Annotated in this window: 22 protein-coding genes; 15 read left to right on the top strand and 7 right to left on the bottom strand. The window is 69.8% G+C overall.

What is annotated here, in order from left to right:
- From ACWGSK_RS16840 to ACWGSK_RS16850, 3 genes are read left to right on the top strand one after another with little or no spacing between them, the layout of a single operon-like run.
- Entirely contained in the window at nt 1–852 is an 852-nt protein-coding gene (locus tag ACWGSK_RS16840; RefSeq protein WP_452456179.1) for a branched-chain amino acid ABC transporter permease, read from the top strand.
- A 2-nt stretch (nt 853–854) separates the two neighbouring features.
- Nucleotides 855–1931, top strand: a complete 1077-nt coding sequence (locus ACWGSK_RS16845) for a branched-chain amino acid ABC transporter permease (protein WP_452456180.1) — start codon at nt 855–857, stop codon at nt 1929–1931.
- Nucleotides 1932–1953: 22 nt separating this feature from the next.
- Complete coding sequence (locus tag ACWGSK_RS16850) at nt 1954–3279, top strand: ABC transporter substrate-binding protein (protein WP_358511895.1); 1326 nt, start codon at nt 1954–1956, stop codon at nt 3277–3279.
- Nucleotides 3280–3384: 105 nt separating this feature from the next.
- On the opposite strand, the gene ACWGSK_RS16855 is transcribed toward ACWGSK_RS16850, so the two are convergent.
- Complete coding sequence (locus tag ACWGSK_RS16855) at nt 3385–4323, bottom strand: alpha/beta hydrolase family protein (RefSeq protein WP_452456181.1); 939 nt, start codon at nt 4321–4323, stop codon at nt 3385–3387.
- Nucleotides 4324–4593: 270 nt separating this feature from the next.
- Between ACWGSK_RS16855 and ACWGSK_RS16860 the strand changes: the two genes are divergently transcribed.
- Entirely contained in the window at nt 4594–5010 is a 417-nt protein-coding gene (locus ACWGSK_RS16860) for a ChaB family protein (RefSeq protein WP_452456182.1), read from the top strand.
- Nucleotides 5011–5107: 97 nt separating this feature from the next.
- On the opposite strand, the gene ACWGSK_RS16865 is transcribed toward ACWGSK_RS16860, so the two are convergent.
- On the bottom strand, nt 5108–5962 hold the full coding sequence (locus ACWGSK_RS16865; RefSeq protein ID WP_452456183.1) for an SDR family oxidoreductase: 855 nt from the start codon (nt 5960–5962) through the stop codon (nt 5108–5110).
- A gap of 154 nt (nt 5963–6116) precedes the next feature.
- Between ACWGSK_RS16865 and ACWGSK_RS16870 the strand changes: the two genes are divergently transcribed.
- Nucleotides 6117–7094, top strand: a complete 978-nt coding sequence (locus ACWGSK_RS16870) for a TIGR03557 family F420-dependent LLM class oxidoreductase (RefSeq protein ID WP_358511904.1) — start codon at nt 6117–6119, stop codon at nt 7092–7094.
- A gap of 49 nt (nt 7095–7143) precedes the next feature.
- Here ACWGSK_RS16870 and ACWGSK_RS16875 read toward each other — a convergent pair whose 3' ends face one another.
- On the bottom strand, nt 7144–8526 hold the full coding sequence (locus tag ACWGSK_RS16875) for a cytochrome P450 (protein ID WP_452456184.1): 1383 nt from the start codon (nt 8524–8526) through the stop codon (nt 7144–7146).
- A gap of 467 nt (nt 8527–8993) precedes the next feature.
- On the opposite strand from ACWGSK_RS16875, the gene ACWGSK_RS16880 reads away from it, so the two are divergent.
- From ACWGSK_RS16880 to ACWGSK_RS16900, 5 genes are read left to right on the top strand one after another with little or no spacing between them, the layout of a single operon-like run.
- Nucleotides 8994–10247 (top strand): SWIM zinc finger family protein, encoded by a 1254-nt coding sequence (locus tag ACWGSK_RS16880; RefSeq protein WP_358511981.1) that lies wholly within the window; start codon nt 8994–8996, stop codon nt 10245–10247.
- The gene (locus ACWGSK_RS16885) at nt 10244–11818 is read left to right on the top strand and encodes a DUF5691 domain-containing protein (protein ID WP_452456185.1); all 1575 of its coding nucleotides are present in this window, start codon (nt 10244–10246) and stop codon (nt 11816–11818) included. Before ACWGSK_RS16880 ends, ACWGSK_RS16885 begins: the two co-directional genes overlap by 4 nt.
- On the top strand, nt 11815–12924 hold the full coding sequence (locus ACWGSK_RS16890; RefSeq protein WP_358511913.1) for an ATP-binding protein: 1110 nt from the start codon (nt 11815–11817) through the stop codon (nt 12922–12924). Before ACWGSK_RS16885 ends, ACWGSK_RS16890 begins: the two co-directional genes overlap by 4 nt.
- Nucleotides 12924–15296 (top strand): DUF5682 family protein, encoded by a 2373-nt coding sequence (locus ACWGSK_RS16895; protein ID WP_452456186.1) that lies wholly within the window; start codon nt 12924–12926, stop codon nt 15294–15296. Before ACWGSK_RS16890 ends, ACWGSK_RS16895 begins: the two co-directional genes overlap by 1 nt.
- Nucleotides 15293–16477: a VWA domain-containing protein gene (locus ACWGSK_RS16900; protein WP_358511919.1), complete on the top strand. Its 1185-nt coding sequence runs from the start codon at nt 15293–15295 to the stop codon at nt 16475–16477. The genes ACWGSK_RS16895 and ACWGSK_RS16900 overlap by 4 nt, the downstream gene beginning before the upstream one ends.
- Nucleotides 16478–16706: 229 nt before the next feature.
- Here the strand turns inward: ACWGSK_RS16900 and ACWGSK_RS16905 are convergent, their stop codons facing one another.
- Nucleotides 16707–18056, bottom strand: coding sequence for a hypothetical protein (locus ACWGSK_RS16905; protein WP_452456187.1), 1350 nt, complete (start codon nt 18054–18056; stop codon nt 16707–16709).
- 381 nt (nt 18057–18437) lie between these two features.
- Here ACWGSK_RS16905 and ACWGSK_RS16910 point away from each other — a divergent pair, with 381 nt between their 5' ends.
- The 5 genes from ACWGSK_RS16910 (at nt 18438) to ACWGSK_RS16930 (ending at nt 24003) form a co-directional block, all read left to right on the top strand.
- Nucleotides 18438–19829: an MFS transporter gene (locus ACWGSK_RS16910; RefSeq protein WP_452456188.1), complete on the top strand. Its 1392-nt coding sequence runs from the start codon at nt 18438–18440 to the stop codon at nt 19827–19829.
- Between the two features lie 151 nt (nt 19830–19980).
- The gene (locus ACWGSK_RS16915; RefSeq protein ID WP_452456189.1) at nt 19981–20685 is read left to right on the top strand and encodes a Crp/Fnr family transcriptional regulator; all 705 of its coding nucleotides are present in this window, start codon (nt 19981–19983) and stop codon (nt 20683–20685) included.
- 248 nt (nt 20686–20933) lie between these two features.
- Nucleotides 20934–21527, top strand: coding sequence for an O-methyltransferase (locus ACWGSK_RS16920; protein ID WP_452456190.1), 594 nt, complete (start codon nt 20934–20936; stop codon nt 21525–21527).
- A 153-nt stretch (nt 21528–21680) separates the two neighbouring features.
- Nucleotides 21681–22832, top strand: a complete 1152-nt coding sequence (locus ACWGSK_RS16925; RefSeq protein WP_452456191.1) for an FUSC family protein — start codon at nt 21681–21683, stop codon at nt 22830–22832.
- 34 nt (nt 22833–22866) lie between these two features.
- On the top strand, nt 22867–24003 hold the full coding sequence (locus tag ACWGSK_RS16930) for a PQQ-dependent sugar dehydrogenase (protein WP_452456192.1): 1137 nt from the start codon (nt 22867–22869) through the stop codon (nt 24001–24003).
- Between the two features lie 80 nt (nt 24004–24083).
- Here the strand turns inward: ACWGSK_RS16930 and ACWGSK_RS16935 are convergent, their stop codons facing one another.
- From ACWGSK_RS16935 to ACWGSK_RS16945, 3 genes are all read right to left on the bottom strand, one after another.
- Entirely contained in the window at nt 24084–24830 is a 747-nt protein-coding gene (locus tag ACWGSK_RS16935; RefSeq protein WP_452456193.1) for a hypothetical protein, read from the bottom strand.
- Nucleotides 24831–24975: 145 nt separating this feature from the next.
- Nucleotides 24976–25494, bottom strand: a complete 519-nt coding sequence (locus ACWGSK_RS16940; RefSeq protein WP_452456194.1) for a hypothetical protein — start codon at nt 25492–25494, stop codon at nt 24976–24978.
- A gap of 98 nt (nt 25495–25592) precedes the next feature.
- Nucleotides 25593–26237, bottom strand: a complete 645-nt coding sequence (locus ACWGSK_RS16945; protein WP_358511943.1) for a hypothetical protein — start codon at nt 26235–26237, stop codon at nt 25593–25595.
- Nucleotides 26238–26481: the final 244 nt, after the last annotated feature.

Raw genomic sequence — 26481 nt, forward strand, 5'->3', positions numbered from 1 at the left:
ATGACCCACTTCATCAACCTGACCCTGAACGGGTTGGCGTCCGGGGCGGCGTACGCGGCCCTCGCGCTGTCCCTGGTCATCATCTATCAGGCCACCCGGCTGGTGAACTTCGCCCAACCCGCCCTGGCGTTGGTGGCGGTCTACGCCGCCTACACCATCACCCAACTCACCGGCTCCTACTGGATCGGGTTCGCCGCCGCCCTCATCGTGGGCCTGGCCGCGGGCGCCCTCGTCGAGCGCGTCATCATCCGGCCCATCGCCAAGACTTCACAGCTCAACGCCATCATCGTCACCCTCGGCCTCCTCCTGGTGATCCAGGGCGGTGTCGGCATGATCTGGGGCAACGAACAACACGGATTCAGCTACGCGTTCAGCTACGTGGGCCGCTTCTCACCCGCGGACACCTTCGCGCTGGCGGCCGTGGGCGTCGTCGCCCTCCTGCTCTTCCTGGTGTACCGGTTCACCCCGCTGGGCCTGCGCATGCGCGCCGCGGCCTTCCGCCCGGAGGCCGCACGGCTCAGCGGGGTGAAGGTCGGTCTGATGCTCACCGCGGGATGGGGCATCGCCTCCCTGATCGGCGCCCTCGCGGGCATGCTCGCCGGGCCCCCGTTCATCTCACCCAACGTCTTCGACGTGGTGTTCGTCTTCGGGATCACCGCCGCCGTCGTCGGCGGCCTCGACAACCCCTTCGGCGCGGTCATCGGCGGTCTGCTCATCGGCCTCGGCATGTCCTACGTGTCCGGGTACCTCGGGCCCGAGCTGGCCACCCTGTCCGCCCTCGTCATCGTCGTCCTCGTCCTGAGCGTGCGCCCCGACGGCATCCTGTCCCGGCCGACCGCGCGAAAGGTGTAGCCATGTCCCAGCCCACCGCAGAGCGCGAGAAGCGCACCGCGCCCACCGAGGCCGCGGCCGTTCCCAGGCCGTCCCGCTGGGCGGCACTGCCCCTACCCGTCCGACACCTGGTCTTGGCCGCGCTCGGCCTGGCCGCCGTCACCGGGCTGCTGTTCGTCACCGGTGACCTCACCGCCCTGCGCATCGCCGCCATCGGGTACACCATGCTCGCCATCGCCGGGCTCCAACTGCTGGTCGGCGGTTCCGGGCAGGTGTCCCTCGGCCACGGCGCGTTCATGATGATCGGCGCCTACGCGATGGCCCTGCTCGTACTGCACCAGCCGATGCTGCCGATCAGCGCCAACCTCGGCATCATCGTCGTGGTGTCGATCGTCGCCGGCGTCGCGGTCGGCGCGGCCACCGCCCGCCTGCACGGGCCCTACCTGGCCGGCGCCACCCTCATCCTCGCGGTCGGACTGCCCGGACTCGCGCACCGCTTCCACGACCTCCTCGGTGGCAGCAACGGGCTCAACATCCGCACCGCCGGTGTCCCGCCCTTCCTCCAAGGTGTCCTCAGCACCAGCGAATGGCGGGCACTGGTCGTGTGGACCACCGTCGTCATCGGCCTGGCGGTGCTCGCCACCATCTCCGCCGGTCGCCTCGGCCGGCGGATGCGCGCCATCCGCGACGACGAGACCGCCGCCGCCATGGCCGGCGTCCCCGTCGGCAAGACCAAGGTGGTCGCGTTCGTCATCGCCTCCACCGCCGGTGGTCTGGCCGGTGGCCTGCAGGCCTACGTCCTGGGCACCGTCACACCCAGCAGCTTCACGCTCGTGCTGTCGCTGACCCTGCTCGCCGCGCTGGTGTTGGGCGGTATCGGCAGCCTGTGGGGTGCCCTGTGGGCGTCCATCGCCATCGTCTACCTGCAGATCTGGGCGACCGACCTGGCACGCGCCATGGAGCTGAGCCGGGACGTCGAGAACAACCTGCCCATCGTGTTCTTCGGCGTCGTGCTCATCCTCGTCCTGCGTTTTTGGCCCCTGGGTGTCCACGGGGCCCTCCAGAGCCTCAGAGCCCGCCTCCGAGCCCGCAACTCCTAACCCCCTTTCAAAGGAGAGAACCATGCGTACAAGTACCGGAACCCGGGCCCTTCTGGCTCCGGGCCTGGCCCTGGTCCTGTTCGCCACCGCCTGCACGGGCGCGGGCGAGGTCGGCGACAGCGCCGAGGTCGACCTGGACGTGTCCCCGGGCGTCACCGACGACGCCGTCGTCATCGGTACCCACCAGCCCCTGACCGGACCGGCGTCGGCCGGATACCTGGCGGTCTCCCAGGGGGCGGCGGCCGTGTTCGAGTTCGTCAACGCCCAGGGCGGGGTGAACGGGCGCGAGATCGACTACCGGATCGAGGACGACGTCTACGACCCGTCCCAGACGATCGACGTCACCCGTCAGCTCGTCATCGAGGACGAGATCTTCGCGATGGTCGGCGGTCTGGGCACGCCCACCCACAGCGGTGTCCTGGACTACCTGAACGAGGAGGGGGTGCCCGACATCTTCCCCTCCTCCGGCGCCCTGGCCTGGAACAACCCGGACGAGCACCCGCTCACCTACGGTTGGCAGACCGACTACACCAAGGAAGCGAAGATCCAGGGTGAGTACATCACCGAGAACTTCCCCGGTGAGTCCGTCGGTTACCTGTACCAGAACGACGACGTCGGAGAGGACTCCCAGGCCGGGCTCGACCAGTACCTCAGTGACGACGTCGTCGCCCGTGAGCACTACGAGTCCGAGGTCAGCGACCTGAGCGCGCAGATCGCCGAGATGGAGAGCTCCGGCGCCGAGGTCGTCGTGTGCTCCTGCATCCCGGCGTTCGTCGCGCTGGGCATGCTGGAGGCCGCGCGGATCGGCTACGAGCCCCAGTGGGTGGTCTCCAGCATCGGTGGTGACACCACGACCCTGCAGGGGCTGCTCGCGACGTTCACCGAGGGCAGCGACGCCGAGGACGTCCCGGCCGACGAGTTCCTGTCGGACATGCTGATCACCACCTACATGCCCCGGGTGGAGGACGAGGACGACGAGTGGGGACAGTTCTTCCTCTCGATCTACGACGAGTACGGCGAGGGCGACACCGTCACCAACACGCACGTCTTCGGCATGACCCAGGCCGTGATGTTCGCCCAGGTCCTCAAGTCCGCCGGCGAGGACCTCACCCGCCAGTCCCTGATCGACGCCATGGAGAGCCAGGAATGGCAGGGGCCCGGCCCGGTGCCCTTCTCCTCCTCCGAGGGTGACCACGGTGGCCACCAGGGCGTGTACGTGGTCCAGTACCAGGAGGGTGGCGCCATCGAGGTGGTCCAGGAGCCGCGTGTCACCGACCGCGAGGGCGGTGACATCGAGGAGGTCGACTTCGAGCCCCTGATGCCGGACACCCTGCCCTTCCACGACTAGTACCGACGGTCCCGAACCGACGGCGAGGGAGAACGACGAACGGCGGCCCAGAGGAAGATTCCTCCGGGCCGCCGTGGTGCGGGGTCGGATGTTCACAAGAGAGGGTCAGCCGCCGTGCGGGCAGGAGTCCCGGTAGTCGGAGAAGTCCGTGCCGAACCCGGTCCTGGGCGGCGGGCACAGGAACTGCTCATACCGCTCGTCCTCGTCCACGAACCGCTTCAGCCAGGAGATGCTGTACTTGGCGATCGTGGTGTTGGAGACGTTGGGCGCGAAGTGACTCGCGCCGCGCAGCTCCAGGTAGGCGCGGTCCAGAGAACTCGGCAGGCTCTCGTACATCGGGATCGCGTGCGAGCGGACCGAGGCCGTCACGTCGTTCTCGGCGCCGACGATCAGCGTGGGCGTCTCGACGCTCGACCAGTTCTTGCTGGTGTGCCAGGGGGTGAGCGGGATCGCCGCGCGCACCTCGGGCCGGTCGTCCACCGCGGCGAGCGTTCCGCCGCCGCCCATGGAGTGCCCCATGACGGCCAGTCGGTCACCGTCCACCGTGTCGTTGACGTCGCTGTCCTCGACCAGGTAGTCGAGCGCGGCCTCGATCTGGCGGCCGCGGCTGTTCGGCTGGTCGAAGCGGGTGTTGGTGTCGATGGTGAACACCACGAACCCCTGCGAGGCCAGGCGGTGCCCGTACCAGGACATGGAGGACTCGCCTGCGGTGTAACCGGGGGCGATCACCACACCGCCGAAGGTGCCCTCGCTGGTGTCGGTCGGGTAGTAGATCGTGCCCCCACCGAAGCCGCTGACCAGTGAGGAGACGGAAGTGGTGTCGGTGTCGAAGTGCCCGCGGGGCGCGGTGACGCTGGACTCGGTGGGGTCCGGGCCGCGTTCGTGCGGGCTCTCGGCCAGGGCCGGGCCGACGGTGGCGCCGGCGCCGATCAGCGACAGTCCGAAGACGAGGGCGGACTTCGCGGCGAGTCCGGACATCCAGGAGCGGGCCCGCGTTCTGGGGCGGGTACGCCCTTCGGGGGACGGGGGAGTTTCGGTCAGCACGTGATTTCCCTTTCTCGTGCAGCGGGAATCCGCGGCCTTTCGGTTATCGCGGATCGGGGGTTTCCCGAGGAAAGGTCAAAGGTGAGGGAATCGCCTTTCCCTTACTGGTTCTCGGGATGTGGGTTCACTATGCGGTCGATTGTGTGAACGCGCATCCGTCGAATCACCAGCGTCCGTGTGTTCCCAGTTCGAGAGGGTTGTCGGTGTTTCCCTTGGCGCGGGGTCGGGCAGGGCGGCCCGTAAGGAACCGAAGCCCAGGGGGTGAGGACGGTGCCAGGAGTCGACGAACTACCGGACACTCTGCGCCGGTCGCCGGAGAAGGCACAGCGCACGTGGATCGAGGCGCACGACAGCGCGGTCCAGGAGTACGGGGAGGGCGAACGCGCCCATCGGGTCGCCTTCGCCGCGGTCAAGCGCAAGTTCGAGAAGGTCGGTGACCGCTGGGAGCCGAAGGAGAGCAAGGGCCCCTCGGACCAGCAGGCGAAGAACCCCTCGGCGGGGCGGCGTCCCGGCTCGGACCGACCCACGGCCGGTGGTGTCGACGCCAACGCCAGCAAGGAGCACCTCTACCAGCGTGCCCGCCAGTTGGGTATCTCCGGGCGGTCCCGGATGCGCAAGGACGAGCTGGTGAAGGCCCTGCAGAAGGAGAGCAACCGCAGGACCTCGGGCTCGCGGCGCTCCAGCTGAACATCGGGCCTCGCACGCGGGCCCGAACACACGAGCCCACACACGAGGGCGGCGCACCCGCGGGTGCGCCGCCCTTCCCCTTGGTCGGTCGTGTGCCTCAGCTGCCCTGGATCTCGCCCCCGGTGGGCGTGAGCGTCTCGCCCGAGTAGAAGGACGAGAGCCGCTCGCTGGCGAAGAACACGTACGAGGGCGCGATCTCGTCCGGGTCCGCGGCCCGACCCATGGGATCCTGCTTCCCGAACCCCTCGCTGCCGCTTTCGCCCAGGGTGGCGGGGATCAGCGGGGTCCACACCGGGCCCGGGGCCACACAGTTCACCCGGATTCCCCGGTTCATCAACACCTTGGACAGGGACAGCGACAGGTTCATCACGGCCGACTTGCTCGACGCGTAGTCGATCAGGGAATCGTTGCCCCGCAGCCCGTTGATCGAGCCGGTGATGATGATCGATCCCCCGTCGGACATGTGCGGGAGGGCCTCCCGGATGGTCCAGAACACCCCCATCACGTTGACGTCGAAGGTTCGACGCAGCTGCTCGGTGGTCAGGTCGGTGAAGTTCTCGACCGGTGTCTGGGTGGCGGCGTGCTCCACCAGGATGTCGATCCCGCCGAGCTCCTCGACGGCCCGTCGCACCAGGTGGCCGCAGTGCGACTCGTCGGCCAGGTCGCCTCGGATCCCCACGGCCCTACGACCTTCCGCCTGCACCAGGTCGGCCGTGTGCTGGGCCTCGGCGTCCTCGCTCAGGTAACCGAAGACGGAGTCGGCGCCCTCCTTGGCGAAGGCCACCGTCACGGCACGCCCGATACCGGAGTCGCCTCCCGTGATCAGGGCGCGGCGGCCACTGAGGAGACCGCGCCCCTCGTAGTCGCGCATCTCGTCCCGAGGCTGAGGATCCATGGGTTCGGTCCGGCCCGGGTACGGCTGGTTCTGAGCGGGCGGTTGTTCGTGGTTCATGGTGTTCTCCCCTCCCACCGGCCGCCCTGCCCGACCGGCGGCGCGGCCACACATGGAGTCCGGGGGTGTGGCCCCGGCCCGGAGGGTGTTTTTTCCGATCGGTGGTGTTTCCGTTGCGACCGAGCCGGTCAGGGCACTGGACGAGGGGGTTCTCATGCGAGTCGGTTACAAGCTCTTCGCCGAGGGATACGGACCTCGGGAAATCGTCGAACAGGCGGTGCGCGCCGAACGCGCCGGGTTCGACTTCGTCGAGATCAGCGACCACTTCCACCCGTGGTTGTTCAGCCACGGACATTCCGGGTTCGTGTGGTCCATGCTGGCCGCGATCGCCGAGCGGACCGAACGGATCGAGATCGTCACAGGTGTGACCTGCCCGTTCATCAGGGTCCATCCGGCGATCGTCGCGCAGGCGGCCGCGACCACCGCGCTGCTCTCCGATGGGCGTTTCACCCTGGGGGTGGGATCGGGGGAACGTCTCAACGAACACGTGGTGGGCAAGGGGTGGCCCGACGTCACCACCCGCCACGAGATGCTCCGCGAATCCATCGAGATCATGCGGCTGTTGTGGTCCGGTGGCTACCACTCCTACAAGGGAGAACACCTGACCCTGGAGGACGCCCGGGTGTTCGACCTGCCCGAACGGCCGCCACGGGTGATCGTGGCCGCGTCGGGGGCGAGGTCGGCACGCCTGGCGGCCCGGTACGGGGACGGACTCTTCGGGACCGAACCCGGAGTGGCGCTCACCGAGACCTACCGGGGCCAGGGCGGCGACGGCCCCTGCTTCGGGGAGGTCCCCTTGGCCTGGGCCGCCGACGACGGTTCCGCGCTGGAATCGGCCCGTGAGCTGTTCCGCTTCGCGCTCACCGGTTGGAAGGTCCAGTCCGAGCTGCCCAACCCGGTGAACTTCGAGGCGGCGACCTCACTGATCAGCCGGGAGGCCATGGCGGACGTGTTCGGGTACGGCCCGGATCCGGAACGTCACCTGGAGGTGGTCCGTTCCTTCGTGTCCGCCGGATTCGATCACCTGGCCCTGATCAACGCCGGGCCCGACACCGAGGGCTTCTTCGAGTTCTTCGAGAGAGAGCTGGCCGGGCCGATCCGGGACATGACGCGGACACCCGTCGGCGCATGAGGGAGGCCTCCTCCGGACGCCCCGACACCGGACGACCCGGGCCGTGCGATCACAACCCGCGCCACCAGCGGAGCAGGCGGCCCAGCAGGTCCTCCGGGGGTTCCTCCTCCTCTACCGGGACCGGCACCTGTTCGGTCCGCCGGGTCCGGAGGGCAGGAGGTTCGCTCGGTCGTCCGGGGGTGAAGGAGACGGGCAGCCGACGCAGCCCGCGCAGGAACGGGGAGTTCACCACGCTCAGTTCCTCCGGTGGCACGGCCAACCGCAGGCCGCCGAGCCGTTCCTGAAGGACGTTCACCCCGATGGAGGCCACCAACCGCCCCAGTGAGCGGGCGGGGCAACTGTGCGGTCCGGCCCCGAACACCAGGTGGGCGCGGCGCCCGCTGGCCAACCCGGTGTCGGGGTCGGGGCGGCCGCCCCGCACGCTCGGATCCCGGTGTGCGGCGTCGATACCGATGAAGAGGGCGTCGCCGGAGCGAATGCGCGCGTCACCGATCCGCATGTCCTGCATGGCGATCCGCCCGGCCAGGACCTGGAAGGGCGTGTCCGTCCACATGACGTGGTCCAGGAGATCGTGGGTGGACAGACGCGCGTCGGTGTGGGCCTCGTGCATGCGCTCGTCGGTGAGCAGCGTGCGCACGCTGTTGCCGATGAGGTGGGTGGTGGGCATGTGGCCGGCGCTGATGATGAGGGCGGCCGTATAGGCGACCTCGCTCGGGCTGAGTCCCGACCGGTGTTCGAGCATCCGGGTGACGAGGTCGGGCCCCGGGTGCTCGGCCTTGCGGGCGACCAACCCGGCGAAGTACTGCTGCATGCGCTCGACCGCCTCCTCGGCGCGGCCGGCGTCCTCACCGAACACGGTCGTGGTCAGGTCTCCGAGCATGTGTCCGTAACCGTCGGCCAGACCGAAGAGCCGGTTGAGGACCAGGACCGGCAGGGTGGCGGCGAACTCCTCGATCAGGTCGGCCTCGCCACGGATGACGAAGGAATCGACCAGTTCGTCGGCGATGTCGCGCACGGTCCCGGCCATGGCGGACATGTCGATCCCGCCGATACCGTCCATGATCGGAGCGCGCAGGCGGTGGTGCTCCTCGCCGTCCGCGAAGAGCGCGTTGGGCAGCCAGGACATCATCGGGAGGGTCTTGGCGAGGTCGATCCGGCCCTCGACCACCTCCCGCCAGCGACGGGTGTCCCGCGAGAACAGGTGCGGTTGCTGGAGCACGGTGAGGTTCTCGTGGTAGTCGAGCAGGATCCAGGCCTTGGCCCCCGGTTCCAGCTCCACCGGAGCGATGGGCCCGTGTCGTTCGCGGAGCCTGCGCCACAGGCCGTCGCGTCCACCGGGCGGAGTCGTTCCGTACAGGGGCGTGGCTTCGGCCGAATTTCCTTGGGCGAGGGCGGATATCCCGTGTTCTCCATCGGGTCGGGTCGTGTTCATCAGGGTGTACGGGCGACCGGGAATGAGGGTTCGCGGTCCCCCTTCCCTCCCTTCGAGAAGTCGTGACACTGCCGTGGTGATGGGAAGGGGGAGAGGTTGGAAAAACGGGGGACCGGTGGTCGGGGATGGGCCACCGCGGTCGTCGCATTCTAGGTTCGGCCCGGCGTCCTCACAACAGCGTCGTATTCATTTGTGGCTTTCGGTGAGAGAAAGGGCAATAGGTATTCGCCTTCGTGTTTCCGGTGCTTTAGCGCTAATCGTCCCTCCTTCGGGAAGTGTCCCCGGGGCGCGGAGGGGCGGCCGGGACGCTCCGGTGACACGGTCATCGGAGTTGGGTCGAAGTTGTCCCGAAGCCCCCTGGATTGTCAGTGGTGATCACTAATGTTTCCTGTGTGAGCGATCGATGGAGTACCGACGAAGTCTGGGCGCTGGCACCGGACGCCTCATCCCACAAGGCCGCTCTCAAGGTGGCCAAGTCCGGGTCCTGGCCCGCGAGCGGCGTGATCGCCGCCGAGGGTGGAGCGACCTCGGCGGTGTGGGGTGAGTGCAAGGGCAGTGGGTCCAAGCCGTACCTGGCCGCCGCGCACCTGGACGGGGACAAGGGCCCCGCCTACAAGTGCAGCTGCCCCAGCCGAAAGATCCCCTGCAAGCACGTCCTCGCGCTGCTGGCCCTGTGGAGTCAGGGTTCGGTGGAACCGGCGGAGGAACGGCCCGAGTGGGTCGCCAAGTGGCTCTCCGGGAGACAGACCCGAGCCGATCGCGCCGCCGGCGGGGCCGCCGCTGCGCCCGTCGATCCGAAGAAGGCCGCCGCCACCCTCAAGGCCAGGGAGGACGCGGTCGCGGTGGGCCTCGAAGAGCTGAGGGTCTGGTTGCACGACCAGGTCGACGCCGGTCTGGCCGAGGTGCCGCGTCTGGGCTACGACCACTGGGACCGCATGGCCAAACGCCTGGTGGACGCCAAGGCCTCCGGCGCCGCCTCCCTGGTCACCCAACTGCCACAACGGGGCGGTGGCGACCACTGGCCGGACCGTCTCCTGGAACGTCTGGGCATGCTCCACCTGCTGGTCGACGGCTACCTGGCCAGGGAAGAGGTCGACGAACGCACCCGCGCGGTGCTGCGCGCACGAGTCGGTATCAGCACCCGTTCCGAGGACGTCCTCACCTCCGGTGAGCGCGTCCACGACACCTGGCGGGTCCTGGGCCACAACGACGGACTCACCCCCGACGGCATGCGCAGCCGTCGAACCTGGCTGCGCGGGGCCGACACCGGGCGTGTGGCCCTGGTCCTGAGCTACGCGCGAACGGGACAGACCCCGGAGTCGCCCTTCCGGTCCGGCACCGAGGCCGAGGGCGAACTCGCCTTCCACCCGGACGGGCGACGGGCGGTGCGGACCGACCGGATGACCGAACGGGCCTGCACCCCACCGACGGGCGGCGGTATCGACCAGGCCCTGGACTCGCACGCGAGGGCCTTGGCCGACGACCCGTGGTTGGAGGAATGGCCCGTGGTGCTGGAGCACGCCGTTCCGGCCCGCGCGGGCAACGGCTGGTACATGGCCGACCCGAACGGCGCCGCGCTGCCCTTGGAGACCGGAACCCTCTGGGCGGTCCTCGCCGCGACCGGAGGCCGGCCCACCACCGTGGCCGCCGAATGGTCGCCCAAGGCCGGACTGGCCCCCATGACGTTGTGGGACGACGAAGGAAGAGCCCTAGCCCTGTGAACCAGGAACCCTCGACCCCCGAACACGAGGCGGACGCCTCCGACCCCCGTGGAAACACCGGTACGGACTGGGGACGGCTGGTCTCCGCCGCCCTGGTCGGCACCGCCCGACGTACCGTGCCCACCCCGCCCGGTCTGCCCGAACGCTCCGAGAACGCCACCGCGCTGCTCGACCTCGCCGTCGTCGAGACGGTCCGCGCCAAGGCGGGGTACATCGCGCACACCGCCACCCCCATCGACCCGGACCCCTCCGACCCGCTCCCCGAGATCGGCGTGGCCGAGACACACCGTCTCGACGTCATCCTCGCCGGCCGTCCCGAACTGTTGGCCGAGTGGCTCGACCTGCTCGTCCGCTCCGGTCGGTGCGTGCCCCGCGCCCGAATCCCCGACCTGCTCGATCGCGCGGCCCGCGACCGCAAGCTGCGGCCGGCCGTGGCCGCCGCCGTGGGAACGCGCGGTGTCTGGCTGGCCGGCCTCAACAAGCCGTGGTCCTTCATCACCGCGGAGCCGATGCCCGGCGACACCTTCGACCAAGAGGTCTGGGACCAGGGCACCACGGAGCGACGCCGCCGTGCGCTCTCCGCCCTCCGCGCCCAGGATCCCGCCGCCGGTCGTGACCTGGTCCGGAAGGCATGGCCGAACGAGAGCCGTGGCGAGGTGCGGCGCGACCTCCTGGAGACCCTCGAACCCACGCTGGAACCCGAGGACGAACCGCTGCTGGACCAGGCCCTGGACGACGGCAACGCCAGCGTCCGAGGACGTGCGTTGTCCCTCCTCGTGGGGCTTCCCGACGGCGCGCACGCCCACCGGCTGCGCGGGTACCTGCGTCGTCGGCTGCGGGTGGTCCCGGACGCCCCGAACCCCGTCCACCTGGAGAACGTCGACCCCGACGAACCGGAACTCCTGCGCGACCTCGCCCTGGTCGCCGCCAAGACCCGGTCGCGCGTCAAGGACCCACGCCCCCAGGACGAACACCGCGAGCGTCACCAGGTCCTCATCACGCACACACCGCCGGACGTGTGGACCGAACTCCTCGACACCACCCCGGACGGGGTCCTCACCCGAGTCGCCGAGGACGACCTTCTGCGGGAGGCGATCATCGACGCGGTGGGCCTGCGCGGGGACGCCACCTGGGCACGAGCGGTGCTCGACCACCCGACCGTCGGATTGTCCCGAATGGTCGGTGGGTCGGTCCATGATCTACAACGACAGCGGATCCGGCAGCTGCTCGCCCCACTGCCGGTGGACGAACGGTGCGAACGGATCCGCGCGGTCATCGGGCGGACCAAGGGCAAGATCACCCTGTGCCAGGTCCTGACCGCCCTCCCCACCCCGTGGACCCGGGAACTGTCGGCTGCCGTCGTCGAGGTCCTGAGCCGATCGACCGATCGTCGCAGCCCCACGGACACACACGCCCACCAGCGGCTCTGCGTGATCGCCGCCGAGTCCATGCCACCCGAACACCTGGACCTGCTTCCGGAGTCCTCGCCCAACGAGGAGGAGGCGCACGAATACCTCCGCCTCCGCGACACCCTCCGATTCCGCCTCGACATGCACAAGGAGCTTTCGTGACCACCACCGCACTCAGCACCGACTCCGCGAGCGCGCTGCGCCCCCACGCCGAGCAGACCTACGCCGCTGAGCTGGAGGCTCTGGCCAAGGTCGACGACCGTCAGCGCCCTCCGGGCTGGCAGCTGTCGCCGTGGGCCGTCACGCGGTACCTGCTGGGCACCACCCTCGACGACGGCACCGAGATCACCCCGAAGTACATCGGTTCCCGTCGGGTCGTCGAGGTCGCGGTGGCGACCCTGGCCACCGACCGCGCCCTGCTCCTCATCGGTGTGCCCGGTACCGCCAAGACCTGGCTGTCGGAGCACCTGGCCGCCGCGATCGCCGGTGACTCCACCCTGCTGGTCCAGGGCACCGCCGGCACCTCCGAGGAGGCCGTCCGGTACGGGTGGAACTACGCCCGCCTGCTCGCGGAAGGGCCCTCCGAGGCGGCGCTCGTGCCCAGCCCCATCATGAACGCGATGGCCCGCGGGTCGATCGGTCGCATCGAGGAACTCACCCGTATGCCCTCCGACGTGCAGGACGGTCTCATCACCGTCCTCTCGGAGAAGGCCCTGCCCGTGGCCGAACTCGGCATCGAGGTCCAGGCCCGGCGCGGCTTCAACATCATCGCCACCGCCAACGACCGCGACCGCGGCGTCAACGACCTGTCCAGTGCTCTGCGCCGTCGGTTCAACACGGTGGTGCTGCCCGTCCCGGACAGCGCGGAGGACGAGGTCCGCATCGTCACCCAGCGGGTGGAGCAGCTCGGCCGCTCGCTCGAACTGCCGGAGGTGCCCACCAGCCTCACCGAGATCCAGCGCGTGGTGACGGTCTTCCGGGAACTGCGTTCGGGGGTCACCGAGGACAACACCACCAAGGTCAAGTCGCCCAGCGGCACCCTCAGCACCGCCGAGGCGATCTCGGTGATCACCAGCGGAATCGCCCTGGCCGCGCACTTCGGCGACGGGGAGCTGCGGCCCTCCGACGTGGCCGCCGGCATCCAGGGCGCCGTCGTGCAGGACCGCGTCGCCGACGGCGTCGTGTGGCGCGAGTACCTGGAGACCGTCGCCCGCGAGCGCGAGGGCTGGAACGACTTCTACCAGGCCTGCCGCGAGGTGGGCGCCTGATGGGACGCCCCCGAGTGGACACCTCCAAGGTGAGTGTCCTGGGCGTCCGCCACCACGGCCCGGGTTCCGCCCGGGCCGTGCGGGCCGCCCTGGACGAGATCAAGCCCGACCTGGTGCTGATCGAAGGGCCACCAGAGGCCGACTCCATCACCTCCCTGGTCGGTGGGCTCGAACCACCCGTGGCGCTGTTGGTGCACCTGGCCGACACCCCCAAGGCCGGTTCGGTCCGATCGCGGCAGGGCTGGGGCTTCTGGCCGTTCGCGAGCTTCTCCCCGGAGTGGGCCGCCCTGCGCCACGCCCACGACAACGACGTACCGGTGCGGTTCTGCGACCTGCCCGCGGCCCACACCATCGCCGAACGTATCGCCCGTGCCGAGGAAGCCGAGGAACGGCGGGAGCGGGCCGCGAAGGAGGAGGCCGACGCGACCTCCGAAGACGGGGAGACCACAGAACCCGACCCGACTCCCGGTCAGGTGGAGGACCCACGACCGGACGAGACATCGGAACCGGCCGAGGAACCACGGGTGCGGTTGGACCCGCTGGGGGTGCTCGCCGAGGCCGCCGGCTACGACGACGCCGAACGCTGGTGGGACGACGTCGTGGAACAGCGCACCGATGGTGAACCCTCGCCCTTCCCCGCGATCGCCGACGCCATGGCCGCAGTGCGCGCCGAGTCCGGACCCGAGACCGGGCGGGACGCGCGCCGGGAGGCGTACATGCGCCAGACCCTGCGCGGTGCGCTCAAACAGGGGTACGAGCGGATCGCGGTGGTCTGCGGTGCCTGGCACGCCCCGGCCCTGCGCGACCTGGGCGACTACTCGATCAAGGACGACACCGCCCTGCTCAAGGGGCTGCCCAAGGTGAAGACGGCCGCCACCTGGGTGCCCTGGACCCACGGGCGGCTCGCCTCCGCCAGTGGCTACGGTGCCGGGGTGACCGCCCCGGGCTGGTACCACCACCTGTTCACCGCCACGGATCGTCCGGTGCACCGGTGGCTCACCGCGGCCGCCCGCATGCTGCGCGAGGAAGGCCAGCAGGTGTCCTCCTCGCACGTGATCGAGGGGGTGCGGCTGGCCGAGAGCCTGGCCATCCTGCGCGGACGACCGCTCGCCGGACTCGACGAGGTCGCCGAGGCGACCACCGCCGTCCTCTGCGAGGGCGAGCAGACACGCGCCGCCCTCGTGCACGGGCGGATGGCGATCGGCGAACGGCTCGGTTCCGTGCCACCGGAGACCCCCATGGTGCCGTTGCAGCGCGACCTCATGGCCGCGCAGAAACGGCTCCGCCTCAAGCCCGAGGCCTTCGACCGCGACCTCGACCTCGACCTGCGCAAGGACGGTCAGCACGAACGCAGCGTGCTGCTGCACCGGCTCCGGCTCCTGGGCGTCGAATGGGGTGTGCCGCGCACGCCCGACGGCGGTCAACGCGGCACGTTCCGGGAGAGCTGGCGACTGCGCTGGGAACCCGAGATGGACGTGGCGCTGATCGAGGCGGCCCCGTACGGAACCACCGTGGCGTCCGCTTCCTCCGCCCGCGTGGTGGAGATCGCGGCCGACGCCGAACTGCCCACCCTCACCGCGCTCACCGAACAGTGCCTGTTCGCCGAACTGGGCGAGGCGTTGCCGGCCGTGCTGGCCACGCTCACCGACAAGGCCGCCACCGACAGCGACATCACCCACCTGATGTCCGCGCTGCCACCGTTGGCCCGCTCCACCCGGTACGGCGACGTGCGTGGAACCGACAGCGGCCACCTGCGCACGGTCGCCCAGCAGATCCTGGCCAGGGTCCGGGCCGGGTTGGCGCCGGCCGTTCGCGGGCTCGACGACGACGCCGCGGCCCGTTTCGTCAATGCCCTGGACCGTACCCACAACGCCGCCACCCTGCTCGACGACGACCTGCCGGCCTGGCTGGACACCCTCGCCGACCTCGCCGTCCGGGACAACGTGCCCGGCCGGATCGCCGGTCGGGTGAACCGGATCCTGTCCGACAGCGGACGGGTCGACGCCCCCGAGCTTCGCCGCAGGCTCGGTCTGGTGATGTCGCCGGGCACCGAACCCGCCCAGGCGGTCGCCTGGTTGGAGGGATTCCTCCAGGGCAGCGGGCTGATCCTGGTCCACGACGAAGAGCTGCTCGGCATGATCGACACCTGGCTGCTGGCCCTGCCCGAGGAGCGTTTCACCGCGATCCTGCCCCTTCTCCGTCGCACCTTCGGGGCCTTCGACGGCGCCGAGCGTCAGGAGATCGGTTCGGCGGTGACCAGGATCGACGGCGGTGGGGTCACCGACAGCCGTGAACGACGGCCGATCGACGCGAACCGGGCGGCTCCGGCCGTGGCCGCGGTACTGGGACTACTCGAAAGGAGCGGTGCGTGAACGCCACGACCAAGGCCGAGACCACCGAACGGGCCCGCCGCTGGCGGCTGGTCCTGGGACAGGAGTCCAACTGCGCCACCCTGTCCGGTGCCGATCAGGCGATGGACTCCGCCCTGGCCGCCCTGTACAACCGCTCCGGCCGTTCCTCCGGAGGCGGTCTCGGCGGATCCGGTGGCCGAGGCGCCGACCTCAGCGGTTCCGCGCCACGGGTGGCCCGCTGGCTGGGCGACATCCGTGAGTACTTCCCCTCCTCCGTCGTCCGGGTGATGCAGACCGACGCCATGGAGCGGCTCGGGCTACAGCAGATGTTGCTGGAGCCGGAGATGATGGAGGCGGTGGAACCCGACGTGCACCTGGTCGGGACCCTGCTCTCCCTCAATCGGGTGATGCCCGCGGAGGCGCGCGAGACCGCCCGGGAGATCGTGCGCAAGGTCGTCGAGGACCTGGAGAAGCGGGTCGCGCAGAAGACCCGTTCCGAGATCAAGGGCGCGATCGACCGTTCCACCAAGACCCACCGGCCCCGGCGCGTGGCCGACATCGACTGGAACGCCACCATCCGCCGCAACCTCGCGCACTACCTGCCCGAGTACAACACGGTGATCCCGCAGACCCTCATCGGCCACGGGCGTCGCAGCCAGGGAGTCCAGAAGGACGTGGTGCTGGCCATCGACCAGAGCGGTTCGATGGCGTCCTCCGTCGTCTACGCCAGTGTCTTCGGTGCGGTGCTGGCCTCCATGAGCACCCTGAAGACGTCCCTGGTCGTGTTCGACACCGCCGTCGTGGACCTCACCGAACAACTCACCGATCCCGTCGAGGTCCTGTTCGGCACCCAGCTCGGCGGCGGCACCAACATCAACAAGGCCATCGCCTACAGCCAGGGACTGATCGACCGTCCCACCGACTCGATCTTCGTGCTCATCAGCGACCTCTACGAAGGGGGCGTTCGCGCGGAGATGCTCAAGCGGGTCGCGGCGATGAGGGCCGCCGGGGTCCAGGTCGTGGTGCTGCTGGCCCTGTCGGATGAGGGCGCGCCGTTCTACGATCGCCACAACGCCGCCGCCTTGGCCGAACTGGGCGTCCCGGCGTTCGCCTGTACCCCGGACGTGTTCCCCGAGCTGATGGCCGCCGCCATCCAGGACCAGCCCCTGGACGCCTGGGTCGACAAACACCTCGACGGATAGGTTCCCCCGAACGGGGGTGGAGGCCGCGCTCGGCGGCCTCCACCGTGCTCTCCGAGCGGCTTGGGAGCGGGGTCGGAGTGGTCGATTCGGTGGTGCCGGTGTGCCCGACATCAGAGGTTCAGCACGCCAGGGGCTTTCCCCGCGGGGGAACGCGCAGATCCACGGAGGACCTCCGGCTTCCCGGCGATGCCGCCTCCCCGGACGGGCGACCGCCGAACCACGAGGCTCCTCAATCGGCGGACGCCGGTTCCATGGACTCCGGTTCGGGGCAGACGGAGTTCAGGTCGGGCACGGGGGTCAGACTCACCGAGAAGCGGGGCACCTTGGTGAGGCCGTGCTCGCGGTCCCACAGGAGGTCGACGTCGTTCGCTCCGTCGAAGTACAACACCGGCCGGTCGGTGGTCGGCGGTGGTCCGATCCGTTGGATCGGATCACCACCCGGTTCCACGCACACGACGGAGGGGGTGACCCCCACGTGGCCACGTGGTGCGCCACCCTCCGAGCGGTAGTGGGCGACGTGGTCGGAACCGACCTGGGCGCCCTGTTCCAAGGGCCCCTTCATGGTGGTGAGGAGTACGTACAAGGTGGCGAGCCCGTACAGACAGACCGCGAGGACCACCATCAGCCGTGGAAAGAACGATGTTCCCGGGGTACCGATGTGGAAGTAGCGGAGGAGACCGAAGGCCCCCAGCGAGACGAGGAGGACGACCAGCACCGGCAGAAAACCGGCCAAGGCGAAGAGCCGGCCCGGACCACTGGTCACCACGTCCCCGGGAGAGATCCCGAACGCCTCCAGGTAGGCGTCCTGGTTGGCGGTGCTCAGGGCGATCGTGAGGGGTGGGACCAGGGCGGTCAGCCCCAGGGGGAGCCAGGTGTTGATCCGACCCTCCGGGATGTGGCGGAACATCTGCCACACCCCGAACCCACAGGGCACGGCGAGCAGTGAGGCGATGACGACCGGGAACAGGTTCCCCTCCGGTCGCCACGTGGAGACGTACAGGCCGAAGAGCGCCACCCCTCCCACGGCCAAGATCATGAGCGCCACGATCGGGAGGAAACGCCGGTCGTCCAGCGGGTCCCTCACCGCCGAACCCCTTCCGTCCCCCACCGGGGGCTCGGCACCGGGCGGGTCCGGTGGGCCCACCACCATGAGTCCATCGGGTGGTCCGGCCTCGGGGTTGCGCTTCACGAAGTCGTCCAGCATCGACCTCGCCTCGGCGAGCGAGGACGCCTGGATGGTCCCCCGGGAACGCCACGACCTCAGGACACGGACGGGGGCCGCCAGCCATTCCCATCGGGGCATCCGGTCCCGGGGGAGTACCAGGTACCGGCGTGACGTCGACGGAGTGTGCAGCGGTCGGGCCGCGAAGGTGACCCGGACCTCCGTTCCGGACTTGGACAGTGCGTGTTGGAACTCCGCCAGGGCCGCCCGCGTGGCGCCCAGTGCCACACCGGAGACCGCGACACGCACGTCGTACCGACCCTCGCCCAGGTGCCGTGTCTGCCAGGGACGTCCACCCACCGTCGCGAGGAAGGCCGGCTCGTCCCGGGGTTCGACCTCCACCCCGATGCGCACCACGTGGTCGTAGTGCGCGGGAAGTTCGCCCGTCAGCGGCTCGGGGGCGGAGGGCTCGGGTGACGCGGAAGTCCCTGGATCATGCCGGGATCGCCGTCGTCGCCGGAGGAAACACATACGAACCTCGTCTGCTGGGGGTCGTGGGGAAGCCTACGACGCCCGTGTGAGGGCCGTTTCCGCGCCTCCTCCGCGCCGGATCCGGACCCCCACCGGAAAATCCCTTGGCGAGACGACCCCGAAAGCGGTTGACTCGTGCCCATGCCGCTCACGGAAGAGCAGGCCGCCCTCTAGCGGCGGCCAGATCCTCGTAGTTTCCGACCGCCGCATCAGCGTCCTCGCCGGTGCGGTCTCTCGGGCTGCCCGGCGTCCTACTCACCACGCCGGATGTCACTCGTGAAATCACCTTCGGGTGGCGGCACCCTCGTGCTCGTCACCGTTCTGCTGTCCACTCTGACCCTGCCGTTGTCCCTGACCGGGGCCTCGGTCGCGCTGCCCGACATCCAGACGGACCTGGGGGTCGGCCTCACCTCGGCGCAGTGGGTCGTCAACGCCTACAACGCGTGTTTCGCCGCCTTCCTCGTGTGCGCCGGTTCGATCGCGGACGCGGCCGGCCGTAAACGCGTCTACGTGTTCGGGGTCGGCCTGTTCCTGGTCAGCGGCCTGCTGTGCCTGTTCGCCCCCGGCATCGAGGCCTTGGTCGCGTTGCGCGCGCTGGGCGGGGTCGGCGCCGCCGCGGCCGTCGCGGGTGGCGGGTCGATGCTGGCCCTGGCCTTCGAGGGTCCGGCTCGGGCCCGGGCGTTCGGTCTGCTCGGCACCGTCCTGGGCGCCGGCACGGCCTTCGGTCCCGCGGTCGCCGGCCTGCTGGTGGAGGCCCTGGGCTGGCGGTTCGCCTTCGCCGGCCCCGCGACGGTCGCCGGTCTGGCCCTGCTATCGGCTTCGCGAATCCCGGCGATGCGCGGCGATGGCCGTTCCGTCGACTGGTGGGGCGGAGCCCTGTTCACCGTCGCGCTGTTGTTGCTGATCGGTGGGTTGGTGGAGGGACCCGCGCGGGGCGTCGGTGTCCTGGTGGGGCTCATCGCCCTGGCGGCCGTCGCCGCGGTGGGCTTCGTGCTGGTGGAACGCCGTCGGTCGGAGCCCCTCGTGGACGTCTCCCTGTTGGCCAACCGTCGTTTCGTCGCCTACGCCCTGGCCGCGGCCACGTTCATGTCGGTGTTGGTGCCCTTGCTCGTGTACCTGCCGTCGTACCTGATCAACGTGGTCGGGCTGGGAGCCGGCACGGCGGGCCTGTGGTTGCTGTTCCTGACCGTGCCGACCCTGCTGCTGCCCACGGTCGGCGCGGAACTGGTGAACCGGCTGCCGCACGTCGCCGTGGTGGTCGGTGCCCTGCTGCTTCTGGGAACGGGGGTCCTCGGCTTCACCACCCTGGCCCCCGACGCGTCCATGTGGTCGGTCATGCTGCCGTTCCTTCTGGTCGGGTCGGGTGTCGGGCTCACCGGCGGGATGATCGACGGGCTGGGCCTGGCCGCCGTCCCGCCCGAACGCGTCGGTACGGCCTCGGGTGTCTTCAACGCGACCCGGCTGAGCCTGGAGACGGTCTCCATCGCCGTGGTCGGCGCTCTCCTGGCGGTACTGACCGGTGGCCGGTTGGCGGGTGCGGACTTCACCGAGGCGCTGCACCTGGTGGCGCTACTGCTCACCGCGCTCGTCGCGGTGGTGTCGGTCGCCGTGGTCGCCCTGACCCGGAAACCTCGGGAGCGCGAACCGGCCCGACGATGACGACCCGGGGCCCGGAACCCCGGGCCCCGGTACCGATTCCGGGAAGTACCGGGCCACGTCCGTGGATCACGAATCTTCTCGGTTTCCGTGCTGATTCGCGCGATCGGGTGGTCTCCTGGGCATGATGAAGGGGGAGTGATGGGGAGGACGCATGACCGATTGGCCGATGGGCACCTTCATGTCCAGGATCGGGGGACCCGCAGCCGAGCGGCTCCTGTCACTGGCGCCACCGCGCTACCTGCCGGCCAACCGGGTGCTCATCTCCCAAGGTGACGAGGACGAGCAGATCATGCTCTTGGGCCCACCGCCGGAAGCGCGGAATTGGGACGCGGCCTGTGTGAAGGTCACCTCGGTCATGCGCAACGGCACCGAGGCGATGCTCGGTATCCGGGTACGCGGAGACCTCGTCGGCGAGCTCAGCATGTTCCGCGGCACCGCTCCGATCGCCACGGTCACCTCGTGTTCCCCGCTGTCGGTCCGGACCTTTCCCCACTCGGTGTTCGAGGCCTTCCTGGAGGAACACCCCAAGGCCTGGCGCGCACTGATCACGATGATGGCCGAACGGTTGGAGTGGGCCGATCGCCACCGTGCCGAGTTCATCGGTTACGAGGTGGAGGCGCGCTTGGCCCGGGTGCTCATCGAACTGGCCGACCGCCATGGCACCCCGACCCCGAACGGGATCGACCTGGGTGTCCGCCTCTCCCACACCGACCTCGGCAAGCTCATCGGCGCGCGCACCGACGCGGTCGGCAACGCCATCCGCCGCTTCCGGTCGGAGGGGATACTGGTGTCCGGATACCGCAACGTCGTCATCGTGGACATGGAGCGGTTGAAGGGGATCTACGAGAACGCGTGAGGGATTGCGGACTGATCAGTGGTCCGGTGGTCCTGAAAGCGGCACAATGACGTTCGGGCACCATGCCCCGACCCTCGCTCCACCCAGCGCCCAGTCCTCCGGCGCCCCCTCCCCGGTGGAGAAGAGCGGTTCCGGCCGCCGGAGTGGTGAGGACGGAACCATTCCGGCGGTCACCTCTCCCCTTCCTGGATCGACGCGACACTCGGGCTTAGCCTGGTGTCCCGGCCGCACCGAACAGGGAGTGTCCCGTGACAGAGACGCAGCAACGGCCCCTCATCCTGGACGCCATCGAGACCGACGCGGAGAGCCTCGGGTTCGGCATGTCCTGTGAGGAGGCGGTCGGACAGCTCCTACGGGCCCTGGCCGCGTCCAAACCCGGCGGTCGCCTCCTCGAACTGGGCACCGGAATGGGCGCGGGCACCGCGTGGCTGCTCGCCGGAATGGACGAACACGCCCGGTTGGACACCCTCGACAACGATCCCGAGCGCCTGGGCGTGGCCCGCCGACACCACACCCGGGATCCTCGGGTGACCCTCTTCGAGGCCGATGGCGGCGAGTGGCTGGCCGACCGTGCCACCGACGACGGGCCCGGGTACGACATGGTCTTCGCCGACACCTGGCCGGGGAAGTTCACCCACCTGGACGAAGCCCTGTCCCTGGTGGACCCGGGTGGTTTCTACGTGGTGGACGACCTGGCCCGGCAACCGCGGAACACCTCCCTCCCCGAGGACCACTGTCTGGCGGTGGAGGCCCTGATCAAGGACCTGGAGTCCCGAGCGGGGTGGGAGCGGCTACCGTTGCTCGGCTGGTCCTGTGGGGTCCTCGTCATGGTCCGACGCTGACCCGATTCCCTCTGGGCCGGCTTCCGAACGGTTTCCCTGCTGCGGCCCCGGGCCGGACCGTGAGCCACCCGGGCCCGTCATTGAAGGGTTCGACCCGCCCCTTCCTCGGGTAGTAGTGGCCACCACACGAACTGTGACCCTAGGAGGAGTGGAATGGCCAAGGGCGGTTGGGAACAACTGTGGCGGAGGATCGACCGGGCCCGGCGCAGACGTGGATTCGAGCGTGAGACCTTCGTCCTCATCCTCAAGTGCGCGATCGCCTCGACCCTCGCCTACGTGGTGGGACACCTGATGGGCGCGTCCACCCAGATCGGTTTCGCCCCCTTCACCGCGCTCTTGGTCGTCCGACCCAGCGTGTACGGGTCGGCGCTCCAATCCGGTCGATACGTCGCGGCGGTGTTCGTTGGCGCCCTGATGGCCGGAATCAGTGGTCTCACCGTTGGCCCCACCATGTGGATGTTCGCCTTGGTCGTCCTAGCGGCCCTCATCGTCGGGCAGACACGCTTCTTCGGTGAACAGGGAACACAGGTCTCCGTGGTGGCGGCCTTCGCCCTGGCCGGTGGAACCGCCACCAGCCTCTCGGACCTGGGGTCACTCCTGCTGATGGTTTGCGTGGGTGCGGGTTGCGCCCTGCTGACCAATATCGTCTTGGCCCCGGCGGTGCGTTTCCGTGACGCCGAGAACGCCGTCCTGGTCTTCTCCGACAGCCTGCGTTCCCTGACCGGTGAGATAGCTGCGGGGCTGAGCCAGGGCAAGGAGGGGTTGGACCCGGATTATTGGGCTGAGACCGCGGACGGGTTCGACGGGACGGTGCGCAATGCCCAGGAGTCGATCCGTCGGCAGGAAGACCGGTTGTGGTTCAACCCACGGCGGCTCCTGTCACGTGAGGAACCGTCGCCCGCGCAGTTCGACATCTACCGTGACTGGGTTCAGGCCCTGAGCCGAGCCGCGCAGCACGTGCAGTCCCTGGTGCGCGCGCTGCGCAGCACCACACGTTCGGGCTCTCGGTTCTCCGTCCCCGACGACGCGTTCCTACGGGAACTCGCTCCGTTGCTGGAGCGGGCCTCGGAGATCTTCAGGGTCGTGCATGATCAGGAGGAACCCGAGCGCAGCACCGCCTCCGACGACCTGTGCGCGATGGTCGACGACGCCCTGCGCGAGTTGGACAGGGTCCGCGAACGTGGGCGTCGGGAGTGGGGTGATGAGCAGTGGCCGGTGTACAGCGCTCTGCTCACCGACGTCGAGCGCCTTCTTGAGGAAGTGGACCAAGGTTACGAGAACGCCGAGCGGTCCGACGATCGGTGAGCGTACTCGTGCGCCCGATGGGCAGGGTTGCGGCATGGATCGCACATCCACGCCCATCGGATCCCGAAGAACGACGACCAACACCATCGCCCTCCTGAGCACCGTCCTTCTCGTCACCTCCTGCGCCAACGGGGAGGCCCGGAACATGGGCGACCAAGAGGGTGAGGCGACGGGCTCGAACGGGGCCGGAGCCCTCGACCTCGGTGAACCCAGGGACCTGGCCACGGACCTCGACGTCCCCTGGGGTGTCGACTTCCTCCCCGATGGTTCGGCGCTCGTGGCCCAGCGGGACTCCGCGGTCGTCGCCCACCTGACCCCGGACGGCGACGTGACCGAGGCCGGAACCATCGACGGGGTGGCGCACGGCGGCGAGGGCGGGCTCTTGGGGCTCGCGATCGACCCCGGGTTCCCCGACGAGCCCTACGCCTACGTGTACTACACGACCTCCTCGGACAACCGTGTCGCCCGGGTCGCCTACGACGAGGAGTCCGGGAACCTGGGCGAGACCGAGGTGATCCTGGACGGCATCCCCGCGGCGAAAACCCACAACGGCGGCCGGATCGCCTTCGGGCCCGACGGCCACTTGTACGTGGCCACCGGTGACGCCCAGGACACCGACAACGCCCAGGACACCGACTCGCTCGGTGGCAAGATCCTCCGGATGACCACCGCCGGCGACCCGGCTCCGGACAACCCCTTCGACAACCACGTCCTCAGCTACGGTCACCGCAACGTGCAGGGTCTGGCCTGGGACGAGGAGGAGAACCTGTACGCCACCGAGTTCGGCCAGGACACCCTGGACGAGGTCAACCTGATCGAACCGGGCGACAACTACGGTTGGCCGATCGTCGAGGGGCCCGGCGGGGGAGAGGAGTTCACGGATCCGCTGCTCACCTGGGAGCCGGCCGAGGCCTCACCGAGTGGTGCGGCCATCGCCGGCGATTCCCTGTGGGTGGCCTCCCTGCGCGGCGCGCGACTCTGGGAGATCCCACTGACCGGTGGGGGCGAGGTCGGTGAACCGCAGGCCCACTTCGTCGACGGATTCGGCCGACTGCGCACGGTTCTGGCCCACCCCGACGGCTCCGCGCTGTGGTTGACCACCAGCAACCTCGACGCCTGGGGTTCGCCCTCCGACGGTGACGACCGTGTCATGAACGTGCCCCTGGAGTGACCCGCGGCCCTCACGACAGGGGCCGGGGCCCCACCAGGGCGGGCCTCGCCGGGGCCCGGCCCGAGGAGGGCCGGAACCGGTCAGCCGATCAGGCCGCTCGGGATGACCTCCTCGGTGAGGACACGGCGGATCTCCTCCTCCTCACCGAGGTGCCCGGGGTGTTCGGCGTCCTCCCGCAGCCGGGCGCGCACGGCCGCGACCACCTCGTCACCGAGCAGTGTCCGCGCGAGCGGACCGGGCTCGATGGCCTCGTGCCAACGGCGCAGTGCGTCCAAGCGGCCGTGCTCCACCGCGTCACGGGTCATGTGGAAGAGACCGTCGACGTTGCGGTCGTAGGCGTCCTGGTCCAGCAGGTCCACGTCGACGACGGTGACCGGCCGGGGCGCGCCGCCGTCGGGGTCGGGGCGCATGTGATAGACCCGCCAGACCCGGCCGTTGGTGAGGTAGATCCACTCCGCGCCCTTGTCGACGGCCAGCCGTCGCGACACCTGGATGTTGCGCAGGTCCAGTTCCTGACCGATCCGGCACACCTCGACGGGGGCGAAGAGCGCACCGTCCAAAACGATCGCGTAATCGACGGAGTCACCACTGGTGCGGTACTCGGTGGTCATGTCCCGGTACTTGCTGAAATTGAGTCCGACGTCGAAGAAGTCGGCGACCAGCAGCCGGGTGTCACCGTCGTTGGCGTCGCGCTCGGCGAGCTCCGCGAGGGGGCCGGCGAGTCGGTCGACCGCGGCGGCCACGCGCCCCCGGACCTCGGTCTCCCAACCCTGGGTGGTGGTGAACTCGGCGGTCCTTGTCATGACCTGGGTCTCTTCAGCGTCCATGCCGTCCGTTTCCGTGTCTGGGGTGACCCCGTCACACGGCGTTCTCCGAGGGGGCGGGGGCACGCGGACGGGGGGAGAAACCGCTACAGATGCTACCGCCCGGTGGGCCCGCCATCGAAGGCCGAGGCCCCACCGGGCAGTGGAATCAGGTTTCCTCCCCGCTGAGGTGTCGGACGAAGGAACGGTAGTCGCGCAGGGCCAATCGCAGGACCTCGGTGTCGACGTCCTCGGCGCCGTCCCAGGCGGCACGCAGCGCCGTGCGCCGTTCCTCCAGGGCCGCGACCACCGCTTCGGCGACCTCGGCCGCCAGTGCGTCCGCCTCGGCCACGGAGGAGCGCGGATCGTCCACGAAACCGATCTGCACCTCCTTCCAACGGTCGAGGACCCCGGAACCCTCCAACCCTTGGGGCCGGAGTCGCCAGGGCTCCCCGTCCCGTTTCGAGGGCCGCCCCGGGGAGGACGGGCGTTTCTGCGCCGCCGGGACCCGCTTGCGGCGTCCCGCACCGCTCTTGGGCTCACGTTTGGGCAAGGGGTCGGGGTCCTTCACCACGGCTTCGACCTCGGTGGTGGTGGGATCGACGTGGTCGGGTGCGGGGAGCCACGGGCCGCCGTCTGCGGACGCGGGGTCCTTCGGGGGATCGTGCGGTTCCTTCGGGGTCTGCATTGGTCGTGCCTCCTGACCCGGTCGTGGAATCCTTGCGTGGTGCGCCCGCAGGGTCCAACGGGCTCCGCGCCCGGAGCCACCGGGAAGGTCGGCCCCGCTCACCGACCCTCCTCGGCGGCGTTCTCGATGGCTCGTTCACCGGCCGGAGAGGGTTCCCCACGTGGTGGGAGCCCGCCGAGCAGTGAGTCGGTGAGACCGCGGTAGGCCACGAGCGCCTCGCGCAGGCTCTCGGTCTGTTCCTGGTCGGCCTCGGCGAGGTGGCCGGCCGCGTGGGCGCGGCGGAAGTCGGCGACGGCCGTGGGGTGGTCCACGGACAGGACCTTGGCCAGGCGTTCGAACCCGTCGTCGTCGGCGGTGACGGTCGGTACGTCGGGGTAGCCCACGTCCCGCATGATGGTCTCGACCAGGCCGCGGGCGTCGTGTACGGCTCGGACGGGGTCGTCCACGAACCCCTGCTGTACGGAGGTCCACGTGTGGGTGTGGGCCCCGCGCTCCTCGTCGGTGAGTTCGCGAAGGTCGATGCCCTCGCGGTGGTCGAGTCGTCGCGCGAGGTCCCGTTCGGCGACGGCGGTGTCGCCGTGGGCCTCGACGGTGTGGTCGTACTCGGTGCCGAAGCGCTGTTTGAGCCGGGCGGTGCGCCGGGCCGGAAGGATCGAGGACCGCGCGGCGAACGCGATACCTCCGGCGAGGACGACCGCGACCACGAGCACTATCGCGATGATGACTATGGTTTGGGTCTCCACGGGGGGTACCTCCTGTGCGGCTCCTGCCCTTGAGCGCGACCACGAAACTCCGCCCGAACGGTGGTGCGGTGTTCGCGCAGGTGAGAGGGCGATCGTGAGGGGACGGTCGGTTCGGCGGGTTTGTGACCGGCCGATTCTCCGGAGCGCGCGAGGCGGTTTCGCCGTCACGCGGGGCATGGACCACGTCGAGGTGCGCGGCCCCGGGCGATCGGCCCGTCGCTCTGGGTTCTAGGGTGGCGACGTC

Source organism: Nocardiopsis sp. NPDC055551, from assembly GCF_053619415.1.

Coding starts and splice junctions, on each gene's coding strand:
- ACWGSK_RS16840 (WP_452456179.1), top strand. CDS start 1: ATGACCCACTTCATCAACCTGACCCTGAACGGGTTGGCGTCCGGGGCG.
- ACWGSK_RS16845 (WP_452456180.1), top strand. CDS start 855: ATGTCCCAGCCCACCGCAGAGCGCGAGAAGCGCACCGCGCCCACCGAG.
- ACWGSK_RS16895 (WP_452456186.1), top strand. CDS start 12,924: ATGGGACGCCCCCGAGTGGACACCTCCAAGGTGAGTGTCCTGGGCGTC.
- ACWGSK_RS16925 (WP_452456191.1), top strand. CDS start 21,681: ATGGCCAAGGGCGGTTGGGAACAACTGTGGCGGAGGATCGACCGGGCC.
- ACWGSK_RS16865 (WP_452456183.1), bottom strand. CDS start 5,962: ATGAACCACGAACAACCGCCCGCTCAGAACCAGCCGTACCCGGGCCGG.
- ACWGSK_RS16930 (WP_452456192.1), top strand. CDS start 22,867: ATGGATCGCACATCCACGCCCATCGGATCCCGAAGAACGACGACCAAC.
- ACWGSK_RS16870 (WP_358511904.1), top strand. CDS start 6,117: ATGCGAGTCGGTTACAAGCTCTTCGCCGAGGGATACGGACCTCGGGAA.
- ACWGSK_RS16940 (WP_452456194.1), bottom strand. CDS start 25,494: ATGCAGACCCCGAAGGAACCGCACGATCCCCCGAAGGACCCCGCGTCC.
- ACWGSK_RS16935 (WP_452456193.1), bottom strand. CDS start 24,830: ATGGACGCTGAAGAGACCCAGGTCATGACAAGGACCGCCGAGTTCACC.
- ACWGSK_RS16875 (WP_452456184.1), bottom strand. CDS start 8,526: ATGAACACGACCCGACCCGATGGAGAACACGGGATATCCGCCCTCGCC.
- ACWGSK_RS16910 (WP_452456188.1), top strand. CDS start 18,438: ATGTCACTCGTGAAATCACCTTCGGGTGGCGGCACCCTCGTGCTCGTC.
- ACWGSK_RS16915 (WP_452456189.1), top strand. CDS start 19,981: ATGACCGATTGGCCGATGGGCACCTTCATGTCCAGGATCGGGGGACCC.
- ACWGSK_RS16850 (WP_358511895.1), top strand. CDS start 1,954: ATGCGTACAAGTACCGGAACCCGGGCCCTTCTGGCTCCGGGCCTGGCC.